This is a genomic window from Agromyces sp. NPDC055661 (assembly GCF_053618135.1).
In genome coordinates this window covers 2,446,048-2,464,330 of sequence record NZ_JBSHHC010000001.1, presented here as the reverse complement: position 1 = coordinate 2,464,330, position 18,283 = coordinate 2,446,048, and the positions used below count along the sequence as shown (strand labels likewise).

18 protein-coding genes and 1 pseudogene are annotated in these 18,283 nt (G+C 72.2%); 9 read left to right on the top strand and 10 right to left on the bottom strand.

Translation table 11 applies throughout. The features are described 5' to 3' along the window. Positions 1-95 precede the first annotated feature (95 nt). Positions 96-308 (top strand): hypothetical protein, encoded by a 213-nt coding sequence (locus ACWGO8_RS11270; protein ID WP_376953742.1) that lies wholly within the window; start codon positions 96-98, stop codon positions 306-308. 45 nt (positions 309-353) lie between these two features. Here the strand turns inward: ACWGO8_RS11270 and ACWGO8_RS11265 are convergent, their stop codons facing one another. Next, positions 354-1,376, bottom strand: coding sequence for a PHP domain-containing protein (locus tag ACWGO8_RS11265; RefSeq protein ID WP_452043144.1), 1,023 nt, complete (start codon positions 1,374-1,376; stop codon positions 354-356). Positions 1,377-1,518: 142 nt separating this feature from the next. Further along, a complete protein-coding gene (locus ACWGO8_RS11260) occupies positions 1,519-2,562 on the bottom strand; it encodes a zinc-dependent alcohol dehydrogenase family protein (protein WP_452043143.1) in 1,044 nt (347 codons plus the stop codon). 213 nt (positions 2,563-2,775) lie between these two features. Between ACWGO8_RS11260 and ACWGO8_RS11255 the strand changes: the two genes are divergently transcribed. After that, complete coding sequence (locus ACWGO8_RS11255) at positions 2,776-3,816, top strand: EamA family transporter (protein ID WP_452043142.1); 1,041 nt, start codon at positions 2,776-2,778, stop codon at positions 3,814-3,816. Beyond that, positions 3,759-4,460 (top strand): alpha/beta fold hydrolase, encoded by a 702-nt coding sequence (locus tag ACWGO8_RS11250; RefSeq protein ID WP_452043141.1) that lies wholly within the window; start codon positions 3,759-3,761, stop codon positions 4,458-4,460. The genes ACWGO8_RS11255 and ACWGO8_RS11250 overlap by 58 nt, the downstream gene beginning before the upstream one ends. A 39-nt stretch (positions 4,461-4,499) precedes the next feature. Here the strand turns inward: ACWGO8_RS11250 and ACWGO8_RS11245 are convergent, their stop codons facing one another. The 3 genes and pseudogenes from ACWGO8_RS11245 to pip form a co-directional block, all read right to left on the bottom strand. After that, a complete protein-coding gene (locus ACWGO8_RS11245) occupies positions 4,500-5,258 on the bottom strand; it encodes an alpha/beta hydrolase (protein ID WP_452043140.1) in 759 nt (252 codons plus the stop codon). A gap of 13 nt (positions 5,259-5,271) precedes the next feature. Then, complete coding sequence (gene ypfJ, locus ACWGO8_RS11240; RefSeq protein ID WP_452043139.1) at positions 5,272-6,150, bottom strand: KPN_02809 family neutral zinc metallopeptidase; 879 nt, start codon at positions 6,148-6,150, stop codon at positions 5,272-5,274. Between the two features lie 336 nt (positions 6,151-6,486). Then, a pseudogene (pip, locus tag ACWGO8_RS11235) lies at positions 6,487-7,437 on the bottom strand (prolyl aminopeptidase); the annotation flags it as partial. A gap of 110 nt (positions 7,438-7,547) precedes the next feature. Here pip and ACWGO8_RS11230 point away from each other — a divergent pair. From ACWGO8_RS11230 to ACWGO8_RS11215, 4 genes are all read left to right on the top strand, one after another. After that, a complete protein-coding gene (locus tag ACWGO8_RS11230; RefSeq protein ID WP_452043138.1) occupies positions 7,548-8,042 on the top strand; it encodes a DUF427 domain-containing protein in 495 nt (164 codons plus the stop codon). Positions 8,043-8,140: 98 nt separating this feature from the next. Next, positions 8,141-9,154: a malate dehydrogenase gene (locus ACWGO8_RS11225; protein WP_452043137.1), complete on the top strand. Its 1,014-nt coding sequence runs from the start codon at positions 8,141-8,143 to the stop codon at positions 9,152-9,154. A gap of 51 nt (positions 9,155-9,205) precedes the next feature. Further along, the gene (locus tag ACWGO8_RS11220; protein WP_452043136.1) at positions 9,206-10,000 is read left to right on the top strand and encodes a glycoside hydrolase family 16 protein; all 795 of its coding nucleotides are present in this window, start codon (positions 9,206-9,208) and stop codon (positions 9,998-10,000) included. 30 nt (positions 10,001-10,030) lie between these two features. Then, complete coding sequence (locus tag ACWGO8_RS11215; RefSeq protein WP_452043135.1) at positions 10,031-10,207, top strand: HPP family protein; 177 nt, start codon at positions 10,031-10,033, stop codon at positions 10,205-10,207. 1 nt (position 10,208) lies between these two features. Here ACWGO8_RS11215 and ACWGO8_RS11210 read toward each other — a convergent pair whose 3' ends face one another. Further along, the gene (locus tag ACWGO8_RS11210; protein ID WP_452043134.1) at positions 10,209-10,976 is read right to left on the bottom strand and encodes a TetR/AcrR family transcriptional regulator; all 768 of its coding nucleotides are present in this window, start codon (positions 10,974-10,976) and stop codon (positions 10,209-10,211) included. 75 nt (positions 10,977-11,051) lie between these two features. Here ACWGO8_RS11210 and ACWGO8_RS11205 point away from each other — a divergent pair, with 75 nt between their 5' ends. Together ACWGO8_RS11205 and ACWGO8_RS11200 are read left to right on the top strand one after the other, a co-directional pair. Continuing rightward, entirely contained in the window at positions 11,052-12,032 is a 981-nt protein-coding gene (locus tag ACWGO8_RS11205; protein WP_452043133.1) for an ATP-binding cassette domain-containing protein, read from the top strand. After that, the gene (locus tag ACWGO8_RS11200; RefSeq protein WP_452043132.1) at positions 12,029-12,877 is read left to right on the top strand and encodes an ABC transporter permease; all 849 of its coding nucleotides are present in this window, start codon (positions 12,029-12,031) and stop codon (positions 12,875-12,877) included. Before ACWGO8_RS11205 ends, ACWGO8_RS11200 begins: the two co-directional genes overlap by 4 nt. A gap of 111 nt (positions 12,878-12,988) precedes the next feature. On the opposite strand, the gene ACWGO8_RS11195 is transcribed toward ACWGO8_RS11200, so the two are convergent. The 4 genes from ACWGO8_RS11195 to ACWGO8_RS11180 form a co-directional block, all read right to left on the bottom strand. Further along, positions 12,989-15,124: an acyl-CoA dehydrogenase family protein gene (locus tag ACWGO8_RS11195; RefSeq protein ID WP_452043131.1), complete on the bottom strand. Its 2,136-nt coding sequence runs from the start codon at positions 15,122-15,124 to the stop codon at positions 12,989-12,991. Positions 15,125-15,368: 244 nt separating this feature from the next. After that, a complete protein-coding gene (locus ACWGO8_RS11190) occupies positions 15,369-15,770 on the bottom strand; it encodes a DUF7144 family membrane protein (protein ID WP_376953725.1) in 402 nt (133 codons plus the stop codon). Between the two features lie 55 nt (positions 15,771-15,825). Further along, positions 15,826-16,263 (bottom strand): hypothetical protein, encoded by a 438-nt coding sequence (locus ACWGO8_RS11185; RefSeq protein WP_452043130.1) that lies wholly within the window; start codon positions 16,261-16,263, stop codon positions 15,826-15,828. A 136-nt stretch (positions 16,264-16,399) separates the two neighbouring features. Further along, the gene (locus tag ACWGO8_RS11180; RefSeq protein ID WP_452043129.1) at positions 16,400-18,271 is read right to left on the bottom strand and encodes a glycoside hydrolase family 3 protein; all 1,872 of its coding nucleotides are present in this window, start codon (positions 18,269-18,271) and stop codon (positions 16,400-16,402) included. Positions 18,272-18,283 lie beyond the last annotated feature (12 nt).

Sequence of the window (18,283 nt, the reverse complement as noted above, 5' to 3'; positions counted from 1 at the left end):
CACTGTACGCGCCGCCCGCGTCGGGGAGAAGGAGAAGATCTCCCAGCGGCTGTCAAGGGGCGGCGGCGATCGGACAGCCGTGCGAGGCTGACCCGATGGACACCCAGGACGCACCCATCGAAGACGGCAGCGGCGAGGCCGGGATCGACGAGAAGATCGCGGGCGTCGCGGAGCAGATGCGCGGCGACGCCGCGCTGGGCCACGTCGACGACCTCACGACGATGGCGCGCCAGCGACTCGGCGAGGCGAACCTGCCGACGGACGACGCCACGGTCGCCGCCGTGGTCGACGGCGCCCGGCGCGCCTGAGCCGGTCCGGCTGCGGCATCGCCCAGAGCCCTGAGCCGCGCCCGCTCACCGGTTCCGCCGCGACCACTCCAGCAGCCGGTCCACCGGCCACGTCGTGACGATGCGCTCGGCCGGCACGCCGTTCGCCTCGGCGCGTGCCGCCCCGAGCTCGAGGAACGAGAAGTGCCCCGGCGCGTGCGCATCGCTGTCGACGCTGAAGAGGCATCCGGCCTCGAGCGCGAGCTGGATGAGGTCGTCGGGCGGGTCCTGGCGCTCGGGCCGCGAGTTGATCTCGACGGCCACGCCGTGCTCGGCGCACGCCGCGAACACCGCGCGCGCGTCGAACGTCGACTGGGGACGGGTGCCGCGTGAGCCCTCGACGAGGCGGCCCGTGCAGTGGCCGAGCACGTTCGTCTGCGGGTCGGTGATCGCCCCCAGCATCCGTCGGGTCATCTCGCGCGACTCGGTGCGCAGCTTGGAGTGCACGCTCGCGACCACCACGTCGAGTCGCGAGAGCATCTCGGGCGTCTGGTCGAGCGCGCCGTCGAGCAGGATGTCGACCTCGATGCCCGAGAGCAGCCTGATGCCGCCCTCCCGTGCGGCGTCCAGCTCGTCGAGCACGTCGAGCTGCTCGGTCAGCCGCTCCACGCTGAGCCCGTTCGCGACCGTGAGGTTCGGCGAGTGGTCGGAGATCACGAGGTACTCGAGGCCGACGAGCTCGGCCGCGCGGGCCATGGTCGTGATCGGCGTCGTGCCGTCGCTCCACTCGGTGTGGCTGTGCAGGTCGCCCTTCAGCTGCGCGCGGAGCCCCGGCTTCGCCGCCGAGACCGCCGGGCCGCTGCGCTCGCGCAGGTCGGCCAGGTAGTCGGGCACCTCGCCGCCGACCGCCTGGGCGATGACCGCGTACGTGCTGTCGCCGATGCCCTTCGTGCGCTTCAGTCGGCCGTCGCGCACGCGCGCCGCGAGCTCCTCGGGCGTGTACTGCTCGATGATCGCCGCGGCCCGGCGGAACGCCGTGGACTTGTACCTCGAGGCTCGGTCGCGCTCCAGCAGGAAGGCGATCTCCTCGAGCGCCGCGACGGGATCCATCCCCCCATTGTGGCGACCTCCGAGCTTCGACGTCTCCGATTCAGGCGATCGGTCGCGATTCAGGCGGATACGCGCGGAATCAGCCTGAATCGAGCGCGATCGCCTGAATCCGGCGCGATCGTCGGCAGTGCGACGGATGCCGCTACAGCTCGACGACCGTCATGCCCGAGCCCGCACCGCCCGCCGTGCCCATCGCGCCGAGCGCCGCCGGCACCTCGTCGAGCGCGATCGTGCGGCCGACGAGCTCGACCGGACGGAAGTCGCCCGACGCCACCGCGCCGAGCATCGACGGGTACTCGTGCGCCGCCATGCCGTGGCTGCCCAGGATCTCGAGCTCGCCCGCGATGACCGCGTCCATGGGCATGGCCGCGAGCGCGTTGTCGCCGAACATGAGCCCGATCTGCACGTGCCGGCCGCGCTTCTTCAGGCTCCGCACCGAGTCGAGCGCCGTCGCGGCCGAGCCGTATGCGTCGAACGACACGTCGACGCCGCCGCCGGATGCCGCGACGATCCGCTCCGCCGCGCCCTCGCCGCCGCGCACCGGCACCGCGCCGAGCTTCTCCGCCGCCTCGAGGGCCGCGTCGGACACGTCGACGCCGTAGACGGTGACGCCCGCCGCGACCGCGATCATGATCGCCGAGAGGCCGACGCCGCCGCATCCGTGCACCGCGATCTGCTCGCCAGGCGCGAGGCGGCTGCGCGACACGATCGCCCGGTAGGCGGTCGCGAAGCGGCATCCGAGCGACGCGGCCTCGACGAAGCCGAGCGAGTCGGGCAGGCGGATGAGGTTGCGCGCGGCCTCATCGACCACGACGAGCTCGGCGAACGATCCCCAGTGCGTGAAGCCCGGCTGCGACTGGGCGTCGCAGACCTGCTCGTTGCCCGCGAGGCATTCGGGGCAGCGGCCGCACGCGCAGATGAACGGCGCGGTGACGCGGTCGCCGACGCGCCAGCCCGCCTCGTCGGGCACCTCCGAGCCGAGTGCGGCGATCACGCCGGCGAACTCGTGGCCCGGCACGTGCGGCAGGGCGACGGTGTCGTCGTGGCCCATCCACGCGTGCCAGTCGCTGCGGCAGACGCCGGTGGCGCGCACGCGGATCACCGCACCGCGCGGAGGGCACACGGGCTCCGAGACGTCGGCGATCCGGGGCGTCTCGCCGAAGGCGTTCACGAGCACGGCACGCACAGGGGTCCTCCGTTCCGGGTCGTTCCGCCGACGGGCTGGGGGAACCACGTGGCGGATGCCGCGGCGACGCCTGCTGGGGGGAGGCGACGGTCCGCGGCACTGCGGGTCCGTCGCCGCAGGGCGCGCGCGACATCCGCGATGTTACCTCCCCGCGCAGGTCCATGCGTCCGTCGGGACTTGCGGGCCCGCCACAGGATTGTGTAACAATATCGCATGCGTTTCGTCGTCGCGGTCCTCCTCGCCTCGGTGTGCTTCGGCACCACCGGCACGGCGCAGGCGCTCGGGCCCGACGCGAGCTCCGCCTCCGTGGGTGCCGCGCGCATCCTGATCGGCGGCGGCGCGCTGGGGCTCATCGCCCTGTTCCTCCACTTCGCCGGGCGTCGAGGCGGCGCGACCGGGACATCCGCCGCGTCGACGCCCGGCGTCGGCCTCGCGCCCTCGCGCCGGGTGCCGACGTGGGCGATCGTCGGCATCGGCGCGCTCGGCGTCCTCGCCTACCAGCCCGCCTTCTTCGCGGGCACCGCCGCGAACGGCGTCGCGGTCGGCACCGTCGTGGCGCTCGGCTCGGCCCCCGTCATCACGGGCGCGCTCGACTGGATGCTGCGGCGCCGCTATCCCGGACACCGCTGGCTCCTCGCCACCGCGATCGCCACCGCGGGCGTCGCGATCCTCGCCGTCGCCACCGACCAGGGCTCGGCGAGCGCCAGCCCGCTCGGACTCCTCGCCTCGCTCGGCGCCGGTGCGTCGTACGCGGTGTACACGCTGGCGGGCAAGGCGCTGCTCGATCGGGACTGGACGCCGATCGGCAGCATGGGCTCGCTCTTCGGCGTCGCCGCGATCGTGAGCCTCCCGGTGCTCCTGTCGACGGATGCCTCGTGGCTCGCCACAGGCCCGGGCCTCGTCATGGCGCTGTGGCTCGGCCTCGTGACCACGACCCTCGCCTACGTGCTGTTCGGGATCGGCCTGCGCGGGCTCGCCCCCGCGCCCGTGTCGACGCTCACGCTCGCGGAGCCGCTCACCGCGGGGATCCTCGGCGTCGCCGTGCTCGGCGAGACGCTGTCGGCGGGTGGTCTGCTCGGCCTCGCGGTGCTCGCGGCCGGGATCGTGGTGCTCGCCACGGCGGGCGTGCGACGGGCGCCGCGGCCCGCGGTCGCCTCACGCGTCGAGGTGTCGGAGGCCGCCGATACCGTCGAGGAATGGACGTCATCCTCATCCCCGGTTTCTGGCTCGACGCGTCGTCGTGGGAGCGGGTGACTCCCCTCCTCGAGGAGGCCGGTCATCGCGTCAACCCGCTCACCCTTCCCGGGCTCGAGTCGCCCGACGCCGACCGGTCGGAGATCGGCCTCCAAGACCACATCGACGCGGTCGCCGAGATCGTCGACGGCTACGGCGCCGACGCGCAACTCGTCCTCGTCGGGCACTCGGGCGGCGGCGCCATCGCGCACGGCGTGGCCGACGCCCGCCCCGACCGCATAGCGCGCGTCGTCTACGTCGACGCCGGCCCGCTCGGCGACGGACTCGCCGTCAACGACCAGCTGCCCGTCGTCGACGGCGAGATCCCGCTGCCCGACTGGTCGGTGTTCGACGACGCCGACCTCGTCGACCTCGACGACGACCTGCGCGCGCAGTTCCGTGCCCGGGCGATCGCCGAGCCGAAGGGCGTCGCCTACGACCCGATCGCGCTCACCGAGGAGCGCCGCTACGACGTGCCGGTCACGATCATCGCGTCGGAGTTCCCCAGCGCGGCCCTCGTCGAGTGGATCGCCGCCGACTCGCCGTTCACCCGCGAGCTCGCTCGCGTGAAGCACGTCGACTACGTCGACCTGCCCACGGGGCACTGGCCGCAGTTCACCAAGCCCGTGCAGCTCGGCCAGGCGATCGCCGCCGCGATCGCCTGAGCCGAGCCGGCGGCGTCACCCGCGCCGGAGGCACGGGCGTCACGGCGCCGGCGCGAGGAACTCGGCGACCGCCTCCGTGATGCGGTCGCGGGTCTCCTCGTCCGACGCGGTCGCCGCGTTGTCGCCCGGTTGCGCGCCGTAGTCGCCGAACGCGGCATGGTTGGCGCCCGGGAGCATCACCGTCTCGGCGCTGGGCGGCAGCAGGTGCGCCGCGTCGGCGACCTTCTCGGGCGTCGAGAGTCCGTCGCGTTCGCCCACGAGCGAGAGCACCCGCAGGTCGGTGTCGGCGAGGTCGTTCGCGCAGTAGCTGCTGAACAGCACGACGCCGGCGACGGGCGGGTCGGCCGCGGCATCCGTGCCCGCACCCGCGAGCTGGCAGGCGCGCACGCCGCCCAGGGAGTGGCCGCCCACGTACCACTCGGTCACGTCGGGAGCATCGGCGGTGAACGCCGAGAGCGGGCGGGTGTCGAAGAACGCGAGGTTCAGCGTGGGCTCGGTGATCACGACGGTCGCACCCGACTCGGCGACGATGCCGCTGAGCTTCCACAGGTAGGCGGCCGGATCGACGCGCGCTCCGGGGATGAACACGAGTCCGACGTCGCTGCCGCCCTCGGCCGGTTCGATCACGAACGACCGGTCGGTGTGGGTGATGGTGATCTCGTCGTCGCGCCAGGCCTCGAGCGCGGCCGGTCGCTCGCCGGCCATCACGGTGTGCGCCCACGCGAGGAACACGACGACCACGAGCACGAGCACGGCGACCACGCCGAGGGCGATCCGCCCGACTCGGCGTGCGATCACCGACGGGCGCCGATCACAGCTGCGAGCCGTCGATCGAGAAGGTGTCGCACGACTGCGCGCCGCCCTGGTACCCGGTCTCGAACCAGCGCACGCGCTGCTCGCTCGACCCATGGGTGAACGAGTGCGGCGACACCTGCCCCTGCGTGGCCTCCTGGATCCGGTCGTCGCCGACCGCCGCCGCGGCGTCGATCGCCTGCGCGTACTGGTCGCGCGTGATCGGCTGGAGGAACGGGACGCCGCGCTCGTCGGTGGTCTGCGAGGCCGCCGCCGCCCACGAACCCGCGAAGCAGTCCGCCTGCAGCTCGGTGCGCACCGAGTTCGACGTCGGTCCGGTCTGGCCGTCCTGCGCGCGCTCGAGGACGCCCGCGAGGTTCTGGATGTGGTGCCCCCACTCGTGCGCCACCACGTACATCTCGGCGAGCGGGCCGCCGCTGGCGCCGAACTGGCTCTCGAGCTGATCGAAGAAGCTCGTGTCGACGTAGAGGGTCTGGTCGGGCGGGCAGTAGAAGGGCCCGGTGGCCGAGGAGGCGTTGCCGCAGCCGGTCGCGACGGCATCGGTGAAGAGCACGAAGCCCTGCGGGCTCGCGTAGGCGACCCCGATGGTCGGTGCCGCGTCCACCCAGTAGTCCTCGAGGGATGCCGCGGCGCCCTTCATGCGGCAGTCGACGCGCTCGTTGGCGTCCTGGCCCGTCTGGCACTCCTCCAGGGCGGAGTCCTCCGCCGCCGGCTGGCCGCCGCCTCCGCCGAGGAGGCCGGTGACGTCGACGCCGAGGAGCTGCGAGATGATCACCAACGCGATCACGCCGAGGCCGCCTCCGACGGCGATGCCGGTGTTGCGTCCGCGCTTCGAGGTCTTGCCACCGCCGATGTCGGCGTTCGGGTTGAACGTCATGGCATGACGCTACTCTCCGCGCGGCTTCGGAAGCCGATCCCCGCCGTCTTCGGGCGAGGGGTTGACGACGTCGGGTCGGGCCGGAATGAACCCCCTCCGATGCCGGAGCGGCCCCGTGTCGTCGCTGACCGCGTCGTCGTCGTCATCTTCGTCTTCGTTGTCGCCATCGCCCGCGTCGTCGTCCGCATCGTGGTCGTCCGCGTCTTCGTCGTCCGCGTCGTCGCCGTCGTCCACCTCGTCCTCGCCTGCGTCATCCGCATCGTCGTCCGCGTCCTCGCCCTCCGAGGGCTCCGTCGCGGCATCCGTGGCACGGTCACGCTCGTCGTCGCCGCCGCCCGCGAACTTGTCGGTCGCGCGGATCAGTGCATCGAGGATGCCCGGCTCGTCGAACGCGTGCCCGGCGTCGGAGACGAGGTGGAACTCGGCCTCGGGCCACGCGGTGTGGAGGTCCCACGCGGTCATCGGCGGGGTGCACATGTCGTACCGGCCCTGCACGATCACGGCCGGGATGCCGGCGAGCCGCGGGGCGTCCCGGATGAGCTGCCCCTCCTCCCACCAGCCACCGTGCCGGAAGTAGTGGTTCTCGATGCGCGCGAACGCGGTGGCGTACTCGGGCGCCGTGAACCGGGCGATCGTGTCGGCCTGCGGCAGCAGCGTGATCGTCGACGACTCCCAGCGCGACCACGCGATCGCGGCGGGCTGGTGCACCTCGGGGTCGGGGTCCTTCAGCAGCCGCCCGTACGCCTCGATGAGGTGCGCGCGCTCGAGCGCCGGCACGGGTTCAAGGAACTGCTCCCAGAGGTCGGGATACACGGCGGCGGCCCCGCCTTCGTAGAACCAGTCGAGCTCCTGCCTGCGGAGCGTGAAGATGCCGCGCAGCACGAGCTCGGTGACCCGCTCGGGATGCGTCTGCGCGTACGCGAGCGCGAGGGCGCTCCCCCACGATCCGCCGAAGACCTGCCACCGATCGATGCCGAGGTGGTTCCGCAGCCGCTCCATGTCGGCCACGAGATGCCACGTGGTGTTCGCCGACAGGTCGGCGTCGGGCTCCGACGCGTGCGGGATCGAGAGTCCGCAGCCGCGCTGGTCGAACAGCACGATCCGGTATCGCTCGGGGTCGAAGAGCCGGCGGTGCTCGGGTGTCGTGCCGGCGCCGGGTCCGCCGTGGAGGAACACCACGGGCCTGCCTTCGCGGTTGCCCGACACCTCCCAGTAGATGTGCTGGCCGTCCCCCACGTCGAGCATTCCCGTCTCGAGCGGCTCGATCTCGGGATAGAGGTCTCTCATGCCGACACGCTAGACGATCCGCGGATGCCCCCGACAGCCGCCGCGCCGCCGCCGCACCCCCATTCGCCAACGTGCCGCACGCTCCCAGCCTCGCGCCGTACGCTCCCGCCATGCGACCCGACCCGGCACCGACGGCTCCCGGGCAGGAGTCCGTCTGGGACTACCCGCGGCCGCCGCGCGCCGAAGTCGTCGACGTCCGCGTGACGATCGAGCTCGGCGGCGAGCGCGTCGTCGACACCCGCGATGTGGTGCGGGTGCTCGAGACGAGCCATCCGCCCGTGTACTACCTGCCGATCGCGGCGTTCGCACCCGGTTCGCTCGAGCCCGCGGCCGGCCGGTCGTTCTGCGAGTTCAAGGGCGCGGCCCGCTACCTCAGCGTGCGCGGCGGCGGCACGGTGGCCGATCGTGCGGCGTGGAACTACCCGACCCCGTCGCCCGGCTTCGAGGTGCTCGCCGACCGCGTCGCCGTCTACGCGGGCCCGATGGACGCCTGCATCGTCGACGGCGAACCCGTGGTGCCGCAGCCCGGCGGGTTCTACGGCGGCTGGATCACGTCGCGCGTCGTCGGCCCGTTCAAGGGCGGTCCGGGCTCGCACGGCTGGTGACGCGGACGGCGTCGGCCACGAGCCGTCGCGGTGCCGGGTCCACGCGGACGGCACCGGTCGCGCCTGAGCGCCCGCGCACCCGGGCATAGTCTGTGCGTATGGCCGCGAAGAAGCCGATCACGATCACGATCACGGGCGCCGGGGGGCAGATCGGCTACGCGCTGCTCTTCCGCATCGCCTCGGGCGCGATGCTCGGACCCGACACCCAGGTGCGCCTGAACCTGCTCGAGATCCCGCAGGGCCTGCGCGGCGCGGAGGGCGCGGCGCTCGAGCTGCACGACTCGGCGTTCCCGCTGCTCTCGCACGTCGAGGTCTACGACGACCCGACGGCGGCCTTCCGCGGCACGAGCCTGGCCCTCCTCGTCGGCGCCCGTCCGCGCACCGCGGGCATGGAGCGCGGCGACCTGCTCGCGGCGAACGCGGGCATCTTCGGGCCCCAGGGCGCGGCGATCAACGCCGGCGCGGCCGACGACGTGCGAGTGGTCGTCGTCGGCAACCCGGCCAACACGAACGCACTCATCGCAGCGGCGCATGCTCCGGATGTCCCGGCCGACCGCTTCACGGCCCTCACCCGCCTCGATCACAACCGCGCGCTCGCCCAGCTCGCGCCGACCGTCGGGACGCCCGTGAGCGACATCCGCGACCTCACGATCTGGGGCAACCACTCGGCCACGCAGTTCCCAGACGTCGCCCATGCGACCGCGGGCGGGCAGTCGGTGGCCGCGCTGCTCTCGTACCGCCTCGGCGGACCCGAGGCCGCGCGCGAGTGGCTCGTCGATCACTTCATCCCGCGCGTGGCGAAGCGCGGTGCCGAGATCATCGAGGTGCGCGGCTCGTCCTCGGTCGCCTCCGCGGCGAGCGCCACGATCGACCACGTGCACGACTGGGTGCTCGGCACCACGAACGGATGGACGAGCGCGGCGGTCGTGTCCGACGGGTCGTACGGCGTGCCCGAGGGGCTCGTGTCGTCGTTCCCGGTCGAGTCGGTCGACGGCGCCTGGCGCATCGTGCAGGGCCTCGAGCTCGATGCGTTCGCGCGGCATCGCATCGACGCATCCGTGGCCGAGCTGCACGACGAGCGCGACGCGGTGCGAGCCCTCGGCCTCGTGTAGCGAGGGCAGCCGCCGGGAGCGACGCAGACGTCGCGGAAGGAGCGACCGACGATGACGACGGATGCCACGACCCTGGACCTCGACGGCTACGTGCTCGCGGTCGACGAGCAGTTCGACGGCGACGACCTCGCCGACACCCGCTGGTTCCCGCACTACCTGCCGCACTGGAGCTCGCGCGCGGCGACGCGAGCTCGCTACGAGGTCTCCGACGGCACGCTCAAGCTGCGCATCGACCGCGACACCGAGCCGTGGTCGCCCGAGTACGACGGCGACGTGCGGGTGTCGCACCTGCAGACGGGCCAGTTCTCGGGCCCGCTCGGGAGTCCGGTGGGCCAGCACCGGTTCCGCGCCGGCCTCGAGGTGCGCGAGGAGGAGGACGAGGAGCGCCTCTGGCTGCCGCACTTCGGGGTCATCGAGGCGCGGGTCCGCGCGATCCGGCATCCGTCGGCCATGGTCGCACTGTGGCCGATCGGGTTCGAGGACGAGGCCGTGAACTGCGGCGAGATCTGCATCCTCGAGATCTTCGGCAGTGAGGTCGGGGAGGACTCGGGCCTCGTCGGCGTGGGCGTCAAGCCGCAGCACGATCCGCGGCTCGTCATGGACTTCGAGAAAGTGCGCGTCGACGGCGACCTCACCGGGTTCCACGACTACGCCGTCGAGTGGCTGCCCGAGCGCCTGCGCTTCTTCGTCGACGGTCGGCTCGTGAAGATCGTCGAGCAGTCCATCGCCTATCCGGTGCAGCTCATGCTCGACGTCTACGAACTCCCGACGGATGCCCCGCGCGACCTCGACGCCCTGCCGTTCGTGTTCGAGGTGGCCCACGTGCGCGAGTACCGGCCCCGCTGACCGCGCGCCGGCGCCGCCTAGGCTGGGGGCATGGCCTCCGATCCGATGTCCTCCGCCCGCCGCAAGCAGCTCATCGTGGGGCTCGTCGTCGGCGCCATCGTGGGCGTCGGCATCAGCCTCTGGACCGGCTTCTGGCTCTGGCTCGCCGCTGGACTCGCGGTCGGCCTCGCGGCCGGCGCGCTCATGAAACCCCCGTCGTCGGAGTAGGTCAGCGCCCCGACGCCACGTACGCCTCGATCCCGTCGATCACGCGGGCGAGCCCGAAGTGGAACGCGCGCTCGGGATCGGACGGCGCTCCGTACTCCTCGCCGGCCGCCTGCCCGACACGGCCCGAGATCGGGTAGCGCGCCGGGTCCATGATCTCGGTGAGCACCGGCGCGTTCCGCTCCCACCACTCCTCGTCGGTCTCGGTGGTCGAGCGATGCAGTCGCTCGGCGTCGACGTAGGCGCGCGCCGGCCCGGAGACGAAGCCGACGACGAGCGAGATCACCTGGTCCATGGCGAGATCGCTCAGCCCGAGGCCCTCGATGGCCCGCAGGCTCCACTCCCAGCGGTCCGAGACGTTCGGTCCGAGCGGCGGCCGGCTCGTGTCGATCGAGAGCAGCCACGGATGCCGCAGCAGCTCGTTCCACGTCAGCCGCGCCACCTGCTCGAGGCGCTCCCGCAGTGATCCGCGCAGCTCGGGGAGCGGCTGCTCGCCGGCCACGCGATCGACCATCAGGTCGATGAGCTCGGCCTTGCCCGGCACGTAGGTGTACACCGACATCGGCTTCAGGCCGAGGCGCTCGGCGATGCGGCGCATCGAGAGCGCCTCCATGCCCTCCTCGTCGGCGAGGGCGATCGCCGTGTCGACCACCGCGTCGACGCTCGCGCGCTGCTTCGGACCCCGCGAACCCACCGGCTCGCCGAGGCGATCGCGCCACAGCAGGCGCAGGGTCCGGTCGGGCTCCCCTCGCCCGGTGGATTCGGTCGACACGGGGGCTAGCCTACATTCTCCGTATAGTGTACGGTCATTGCAATAATTCCGTACGTTGTACGCTGAAAGGCTTCGATGAGTGCCACCCTCCCTCCCCCTCCAGCCCTCCAGGCCATCGGGCTTCGCAAGCGCTACGGGCGCGAACCGGCGCTCGACGGCTTCGACCTCACGATCGCGGCCGGCACGGTGCACGGCCTGCTCGGCCCGAACGGCGCCGGGAAGACCACGGCCGTCCGGTGCCTCACGACGCTGACCTCGTTCGACGATGGCACCGCCGCCATCGCGGGCGTCGACGTCCGGCGCGACCCCGCCGGCGTGCGCGAGCGCATCGGCCTCGTCGGCCAGTTCCACGCGGTCGACGACGCGCTCTCCGCCCGGCAGAACCTCATGCTCTTCGCCCGGCTCAGCGGCCTCTCGAAACGGCGGGCGGCCAAGCGCACCGGCGACCTGCTCGTGGCGTTCGGGCTGGCGGATGCCGCGGACCGCCCGACCTCCGGGTTCTCGGGCGGCATGCGCCGCCGCCTCGACATCGCGGCCGGGCTCGTGCTGACCCCCGCGATCCTGTTCCTCGACGAGCCCACCACCGGACTCGACCCGCGCGGCCGCGCCACCGTCTGGCAGGCCGTCCGCGAGGTCGCCGCCGCGGGCACCACCGTGCTCCTCACGACGCAGATCCTCGACGAGGCCGACCAGCTCGCCGACCGCGTCTCCGTCATGGACCACGGCCGCGTCATCGCCGAGGGCACGCCCGCCGAGCTCAAGTCGCGCCTCGGCGGCGATCGCGTCGAGGCCGTGGTCGCCGACCCGAGCCGACTGGCGGATGCCGCGGACGCGATCGCCCGGGTCACGGATGCCGCGGCATCCGTCGATGCCGACACCCGCACCGTCACCGTGGAGGTCGCCGCCGGCGCGAAGGCGCTCGCGCCCATCGTGCGGGCTCTCGATGCGGCCGGGGTCGACGTCGACGACCTCGCGCTGCGCCGCCCGTCGCTCGACGAGGTGTTCCTGCACCTCACCGCACCCGCCGCCCGAACCGACGAGGAGGTCGCCCGATGAGCGCCGCACTCCGTCCCACGCCCGCCCGCGGCATCGCGGCCGCCCCCGGGCTGCGCGACCGCCGCTCGAATCCGCTCCGCGAGGGAGCGCTCATCGCCGGCCGCGACCTGCTCCACCAGGTCCGCGAGCCCTGGGGAATCGTCTTCGGCCTCGCGTTCAACATCATGCTGATCCTGCTGTTCGCGTTCCTCTTCGGTGGCGCGATCGAGGTCCCCGGCGGCGGCGACTACATCGCCTACCTCCTGCCGGGGATGTTCGCACTGGCGATGCTGTTCGGGCTCGAGTCCACGATGACCGCCATGTCCGAGGACGCGAAGCGCGGGATCACCGACCGTTTCCGTTCCCTGCCCATCTCGAGCGCCTCGGTCGCGCTCGGACGGGCGATCGCCGACCTCGGCAACTCGACGCTGAATCTCGCCGTGCTGATGCTCGGTGGACTGCTCATCGGCTGGCGCCCGACGACCGGGCCGGCCGAGATCGCGCTCGGCGTGCTGCTCCTGCTCTGGCTCCGGTTCGCCTTGCTCTGGGTCGGGATCTTCCTCGGACTGCGGTTCCGCGGCACGGGTGCGACCACGGCGGTGCAGGTGCTCGTGTGGCCGATCGGGTTCCTCTCGACCGTGTTCGTCTCCGCCGAGACGATGCCCGGTTGGCTCGGCACGGTCGCCGAGTGGAATCCCGTGTCGGCGACCGCCACGGCCGCGCGAGAGCTGTTCGGCAACCCGACGGGAGTCACGAGCGGATGGCTCGCGGAGCACGCCGTGCTCGCGGCATCCGTGTGGCCGCTCGTGATCGCGCTCGTGTTCGTGCCGCTCGCGGCGGTCGCGTACCGGCGCCTGCGCAGATAGTCGGTGATCGAGGAGCGCCGCGCGCAGCGCGACGCGTATCGAGATCCGTCCTCAGGTCTCGATACGCGTCCGCCTCCGCCGGGCGCTACTCGACCACCCGGGAGGCGCTCGCTACTTCTTCGAGCTCTTCTCCGGCGCGGGCAGCGTGCCCGCCGCCCGGCGCTCCGCGTAGTACTCGCGAGCCTCGTCCTGGCGCTCGAGCTCGGCGCCCGTCGCGATGCTCGCACGCAGGTGCTCGGGCGCGAAGCCGAACGCGTCGACGAGGTCCTGCGCGTGCGGGCGCAGGCGCTCGACGAGCCGGTCGATGTAGGCCGTGACGGCCTGCGCGCGCTGCGGCGAGAGGCGGCCGTGGATGAGGTACCACGCGAGGTGCTGCTCGATGAGACCGAGGCCGAACAGGTCGCGCACCCACGTGAGCACCTGCTTGGTGCCGGGGTCGCTCGTCTTCGCGAGGCCGCGCGTGAACGCCTCCCACTGCAGCAGCTCGGCGTGTGCGCGGGCCGCCTCGATGAGCTCGTTCTGGTTGCGGTTGAACGCCGCTGCGGCATCCGCCTTCGGCAGCTTGCGCGCGTCGCGGAGCCGGCCCGCGATCTCGGCGATCATCGTCTCGACCCGGTCGGTGAGCAGCTCGCGCTGGCCCTCCTCGTCCCGGAGCTCCGAGACCGAGCGGGCCGTCGACCCGAAGTCGGCGATCGTCTGCGCGAGGCGGCGCAGGCCCGATCCGTGGTACGCACGGTCGGCCGTCTGCGCGACGACGTACCGGGCGAGGGCGCCGGCGTCGGCGTTCGCGAACTGCTTCGAGAAGTCGGTGAGCAGGCGCTTGGCCACGAGCTGCAGCAGCACGTTGTTGTCGCCCTCGAACGTCACGTAGATGTCGAGGTCCTGGCGCAGGCCGACGAGGCGGTTCTCGGCGAGGAACCCGGCGCCGCCGCAGGCCTCGCGGGCCTCCTGCAGCGTGTCGAGCGCGTGCCACGTCGAGAGCGGCTTCAGCGCCGCCGCGATGGTCTCGAGGTCCTGGCGGTCGTCGTCGGTGTCGGCCTTGCCCGAGAACACGGCGTCGAACTTCACGAGGAACTCGTCGTGCGCGAAGACCTGCGCGTACGTCGTCGCGAGCCTCGGGATGAGCCGGCGCTGGTGCCGCTGGTAGTCGAGCAGCACCTCCTCGTCGACGTCGCTCGCGGCGTTGAACTGGCGGCGCTGGTTGCCGTAGGTGATCGCGATGTCGAGGGCCGCCGCGGAGGCGATGGTCGCCGCGCCGTCGAGGGACACACGCCCCTGCACGAGCGTGCCGAGCATGGTGAAGAAGCGGCGTCCGGGGCTCGAGATGGGGCTCGTGTACGTGCCGTCGACCGTAACGTCGCCGTACCGGTTGAGGAGGTTCTCGCGCGGGACGCGCACGTCGGTGAAGTGCAGGCGGCCGTTGTCGATGCCGTTCAGGCCGCCCTTGAGGCCGTCGTCCTCGCCGCCGATGCCCGGCAGGAACTCGCCCTGCTCGTTGCGGATCGGCACGTAGAACGCGTGCACGCCGTGGTTCACGCCCTTGGTGATGAGCTGCGCGAACACCACCGCCGCGATGCCGTGCACGGCTGCGTTGCCGAGGTAGTCCTTCCACGCGCCGCGGAACGGCGTGTGGATCACGAACTCCTCGGTCGCCGGGTCGTAGGTCGCCGTGGTGCCGATGGCCGCGACGTCGGAACCGTGTCCGGTCTCGGTCATCGCGAAGGCGCCGGGCACCTCGAGGCTCATGATGCCCGGCAGCCACTTCTCGTGGTGCGGGGTCGTGCCGAGGTGCAGCACGGCGGCACCGAAGAGGCCCCACTGCACGCCCGACTTGATCTGCAAGCTCGGGTCGGCGAGCACGAGCTCCTCGAACGCCGCGATGTTGCCTCCGTGGTCGTCCTGGCCGCCGAGCTCCTTCGGGAACGCCTTGTGCACGGCACCCGACTCGACGAGGCGCTTGAGCTGCCCGAGCACGCGCTCGCGGTGCTCGTCCATCGGCTGGCCGTCGATGCGCTGGTACTCGGGCTCCGCCGCGCGGGCGCGAGCGGCGAGCCGGATCTCGGGCCACGTGCCGAGCAGCTGACGTGCGAGCTGCTCGACGTCGATGCGCGGCGAGGCGGGCTGCGGCGCTGCGGGCGGGGCCTGGACGGGCGCCGCGGAACGGTCGCGCGACGGCGTCGCGGGAACGGTCGCGGCGGTCGTGTCGCCGGTCGTCTTCGGGGAAGTAGGGGTTGCCGTGTCAACCATCGTCGGTTCTGTCCTTCGCTGTTCGGCGGGCTGCCGTTCCACGCTAGGACGCCCTCACGGGGGCCGGAAACGAGGCGTCCGGCGCCTACAAACGGCGTGCGGGACCCCTCGGACGGGGCTGTCGGGACCCTACAAAGGCGCATCGAGGCTGCGTTGCAGTGTCCACAAGCGGGCGTCGCGGCATCCGTGCACCCGCTTTACGACGATGAGCGGATGCCGCGGCATCCGCACATCGAATCGCGAGTCAGTTGCGGAAGAAGGCGCTCGCCCGGCGCGTCCAGAGCAGCGCGATGATCACGAGCGAGATCGCGACGCCGAAGTACTCGCCGATCGCGCCGGCCGGATAGGCGATCGCGAGGAAGATCGAGCTCATGATCGAGAGCGCCTCGAAGATGGTGATCACGATGCGCGCGCCGCTGCTGCCCCGCATGAGGCCGACCGCCACCACGATCACCACGGCGCCGATGAGGATCGAGAAGATCGCGGTCGCGATGAGCTGGCTCGCGCCGCCGAACTGCTCGACGGTCGAGGCGATGCTCGTCTGGAACAGCAGGATCGTGCCGCCCAGGATGTCGAGCGCACCCGAGATCCAGGTCAGCACGGCGACGAGCGTCACGCCGCCCGGACGGTCGACGGAATTCGACATCGATGACTCCCCCACGTCGTCGGCGCCGCCAGGACGCGGCGCGCCTGGTGCGATGCTAGCGCTTGGCGCGCTCCTTGGCGCGGGCCGTCGCGTTGAAGAAGGCGCTCGCCGGACGCGTCCAGAGCAGGATGAGCACGATCGCGGAGAGCGCGACGTTCGCCCACTCGCCCACCGGGTTGCCCATCCACGCGACCGCGAGGAACAGCGACTTGATGAGCGACAGCGCGCGAACGACGGTCACGATCATGCGGGCGACCCAGCTGCCCGTCCACAGGCCGAACGACAGCGCCACCACGATGGCGCCGAGGATCATCGACCCGATGGAGGCGGCCAGCACGCCCGCCGAGCCGCCGAACGCGGCATTCACCGTGGGATCGTTCGCCTGGAAGATCAGCAGGATGCCCGAGATGATGTCGTAGACGCCCGAGATGAACGCCACGACCGCGACGATCGAGACGACGACCGGCCGCTTGACTTCCACCGAATCCGACATGATGCGCACCCCATTCGCTCGGAGACGCGACCACTGCGTCCCGTGAGGCCGATGCTAGCGCGGGGGCGGATGCCGCGGCGAGGGCTCGCGGCATCCGCCACCCGATGATGGTCCCGACGGTGTCGGTGCGGGGTCGTCAGCGCTCGTAGCGCAGGCCGTGCCCGAAGCGGAACAGCGGGTCGGCGGTGTCGAACGGCACGTCGGGGCGGTTGGCCTCGACCGCGGCCATGCTCGAGGGCAGGTCGAACGGCAGGCGTCCCTTCGGCTCGGCCGCGCCGGTCAGCACGTCGAGCACGGCGCGCGGGTTCGCACCCCAGTTCGCCACGATCGCGGCGACCTCGTCGACGAACGGGGTGAGGATCGCCGGCCGGTCGAGGAACACGTCGACGACGGTGGGCACGGATGCCGCGACCGCGCGCACGTGCGCGACGAAGGCCTCGGCGAAGTCGAGCGAGCCCGCGTGGAAGAAGTTCTCGAACACCGTCGGGCGCTCCTCCCAAGGCGCCTGGACGCGCAGGATCGCGACGTCCGCCTCCTCGGGGGTCGCGACCACGGTGCCGTACTCGGCGGCGAGCTCGGCGTCGACGCCCTCGACGTAGAGCCTGAGACCCGGGGCGAGCGGGAGCGTGCGCGCACCGGCATCCGTCACCGAGTTCGTGAGCAGCGTGATCGACGCGCGCTGCGCCGCCTCGCCGGCGGCCACGAACTCGGGCGAGCCGACGACAAGCTTCGCGCGCTCGACGTCGACGAACGGGCGGTCGAAGAGGCCGAGCACGAACTTCTCGCGCAGCAGGCGGCGCGCGGAGACGTCGAGGCGCTCCTCCGCGACCTCGCCCGAGTGCACCAGGTCGATGAGCAGCTCGGGGATCGCTTCGCCGCCGAACTGGTCGACGCCGGCTTCGAGCACCTTCACCATGCGCTCGCGGGTCGAGAGGTGCTCGACGCCCCACGCGCGTGCCGGGAAGGCCTGGCCCAGGATCTCGGCGTCCGAGAGGAGGCCCCAGTCGGTGCACACGATGCCGTCGAACGCGTAGCGCTCGCGCAGGAGGCCGGTGATCACGGACTTGTTGAAGCCGAAGCCGACCTCCTCGTACTCGGTGCCGACCGGCATGCCGTAGTACGGCATGATCTGGCTCGTGCCCGCGTCGAACGCCGCCTCGAAGGGCTGCAGGTGGGTCTCGAAGGCGCCGCCCGGATACACCTGCTCGCGGCCGTGCGCGAAGTGCGGGTCCTCGCCGTCGAGCTGGGGGCCGCCGCCCGGGAAGTGCTTCGTCATGGTCGCGACCGAGTCGGGCCCGAGCTCGGCGCCCTGGAAGCCGCGGATGTACGCCGCGCCGAGTCGGCTCGTGAGGTCGGGATCCTCGCCGAAGGTCTGCAGCTGGCGCGACCAGCGCGGCTCGGTCGCGAGGTCGATCTGCGGGTGCAGCGCGACGCGGATGCCGACGGCGGTGTACTCCTGCCGGGCGATGTCGCCGAACCGCTCGACGACCGCCTCGTCGCCGATCGCCGCGAGTCCGAGCGTCTCGGGCCACACCGAGAAGGCGCCGGCCATGAGCCCCGCGAGCGGGTTGTCGCTGTAGGAGTGGCGCGGGTCGGTCGAGATCGTGACGGGGATGCCGAGGCGCGTGGCGGCCGCGAGCTCCTGGAGCCGGTTGTGCCACTCCGCCATGGCCTCGGCCGTCTTCGCCGCGGCGAGGATGTTGAAGTGGCTCATGAGCCGGCCGTTGACGTACTCGTCGGTCGCCGGCAGGCCGAACACCGGGTCGCCGTCGGACAGCGTGCCGTCCTCGTTCATCGCGATCATCGTCTGGAAGAAGAGGCCGGCCTTCTCCGCGAGCGTCATCTGCGAGAGCAGGATCTCGACGCGCTCGTCGACGGAGAGGCTCGCGTCGCGGTAGCGGGTGTCGAGGTCGCTGCCCGCGGTCGGGTCGATCGTGGTCGTCGGGCCCGCGACATCCGCCGCCTCGGTCGTGGTCGTCGGGTCGGCCTGCGCCGTCGTGTCGGTCATCCGCAGCACTCC

Bases quoted from the DNA above. Each gene is read 5' to 3' on its own strand.
- ACWGO8_RS11270 (WP_376953742.1), top strand. From the start codon at position 96: ATGGACACCCAGGACGCACCCATCGAAGACGGCAGCGGCGAGGCCGGG.
- ACWGO8_RS11265 (WP_452043144.1), bottom strand. From the start codon at position 1,376: ATGGATCCCGTCGCGGCGCTCGAGGAGATCGCCTTCCTGCTGGAGCGC.
- ACWGO8_RS11255 (WP_452043142.1), top strand. From the start codon at position 2,776: ATGCGTTTCGTCGTCGCGGTCCTCCTCGCCTCGGTGTGCTTCGGCACC.
- ACWGO8_RS11250 (WP_452043141.1), top strand. From the start codon at position 3,759: ATGGACGTCATCCTCATCCCCGGTTTCTGGCTCGACGCGTCGTCGTGG.
- ypfJ (WP_452043139.1), bottom strand. From the start codon at position 6,150: ATGACGTTCAACCCGAACGCCGACATCGGCGGTGGCAAGACCTCGAAG.
- ACWGO8_RS11230 (WP_452043138.1), top strand. From the start codon at position 7,548: ATGCGACCCGACCCGGCACCGACGGCTCCCGGGCAGGAGTCCGTCTGG.
- ACWGO8_RS11225 (WP_452043137.1), top strand. From the start codon at position 8,141: ATGGCCGCGAAGAAGCCGATCACGATCACGATCACGGGCGCCGGGGGG.
- ACWGO8_RS11220 (WP_452043136.1), top strand. From the start codon at position 9,206: ATGACGACGGATGCCACGACCCTGGACCTCGACGGCTACGTGCTCGCG.
- ACWGO8_RS11215 (WP_452043135.1), top strand. From the start codon at position 10,031: ATGGCCTCCGATCCGATGTCCTCCGCCCGCCGCAAGCAGCTCATCGTG.
- ACWGO8_RS11205 (WP_452043133.1), top strand. From the start codon at position 11,052: ATGAGTGCCACCCTCCCTCCCCCTCCAGCCCTCCAGGCCATCGGGCTT.
- ACWGO8_RS11200 (WP_452043132.1), top strand. From the start codon at position 12,029: ATGAGCGCCGCACTCCGTCCCACGCCCGCCCGCGGCATCGCGGCCGCC.
- ACWGO8_RS11195 (WP_452043131.1), bottom strand. From the start codon at position 15,124: ATGGTTGACACGGCAACCCCTACTTCCCCGAAGACGACCGGCGACACG.
- ACWGO8_RS11190 (WP_376953725.1), bottom strand. From the start codon at position 15,770: ATGTCGAATTCCGTCGACCGTCCGGGCGGCGTGACGCTCGTCGCCGTG.
- ACWGO8_RS11185 (WP_452043130.1), bottom strand. From the start codon at position 16,263: ATGTCGGATTCGGTGGAAGTCAAGCGGCCGGTCGTCGTCTCGATCGTC.
- ACWGO8_RS11180 (WP_452043129.1), bottom strand. From the start codon at position 18,271: ATGACCGACACGACGGCGCAGGCCGACCCGACGACCACGACCGAGGCG.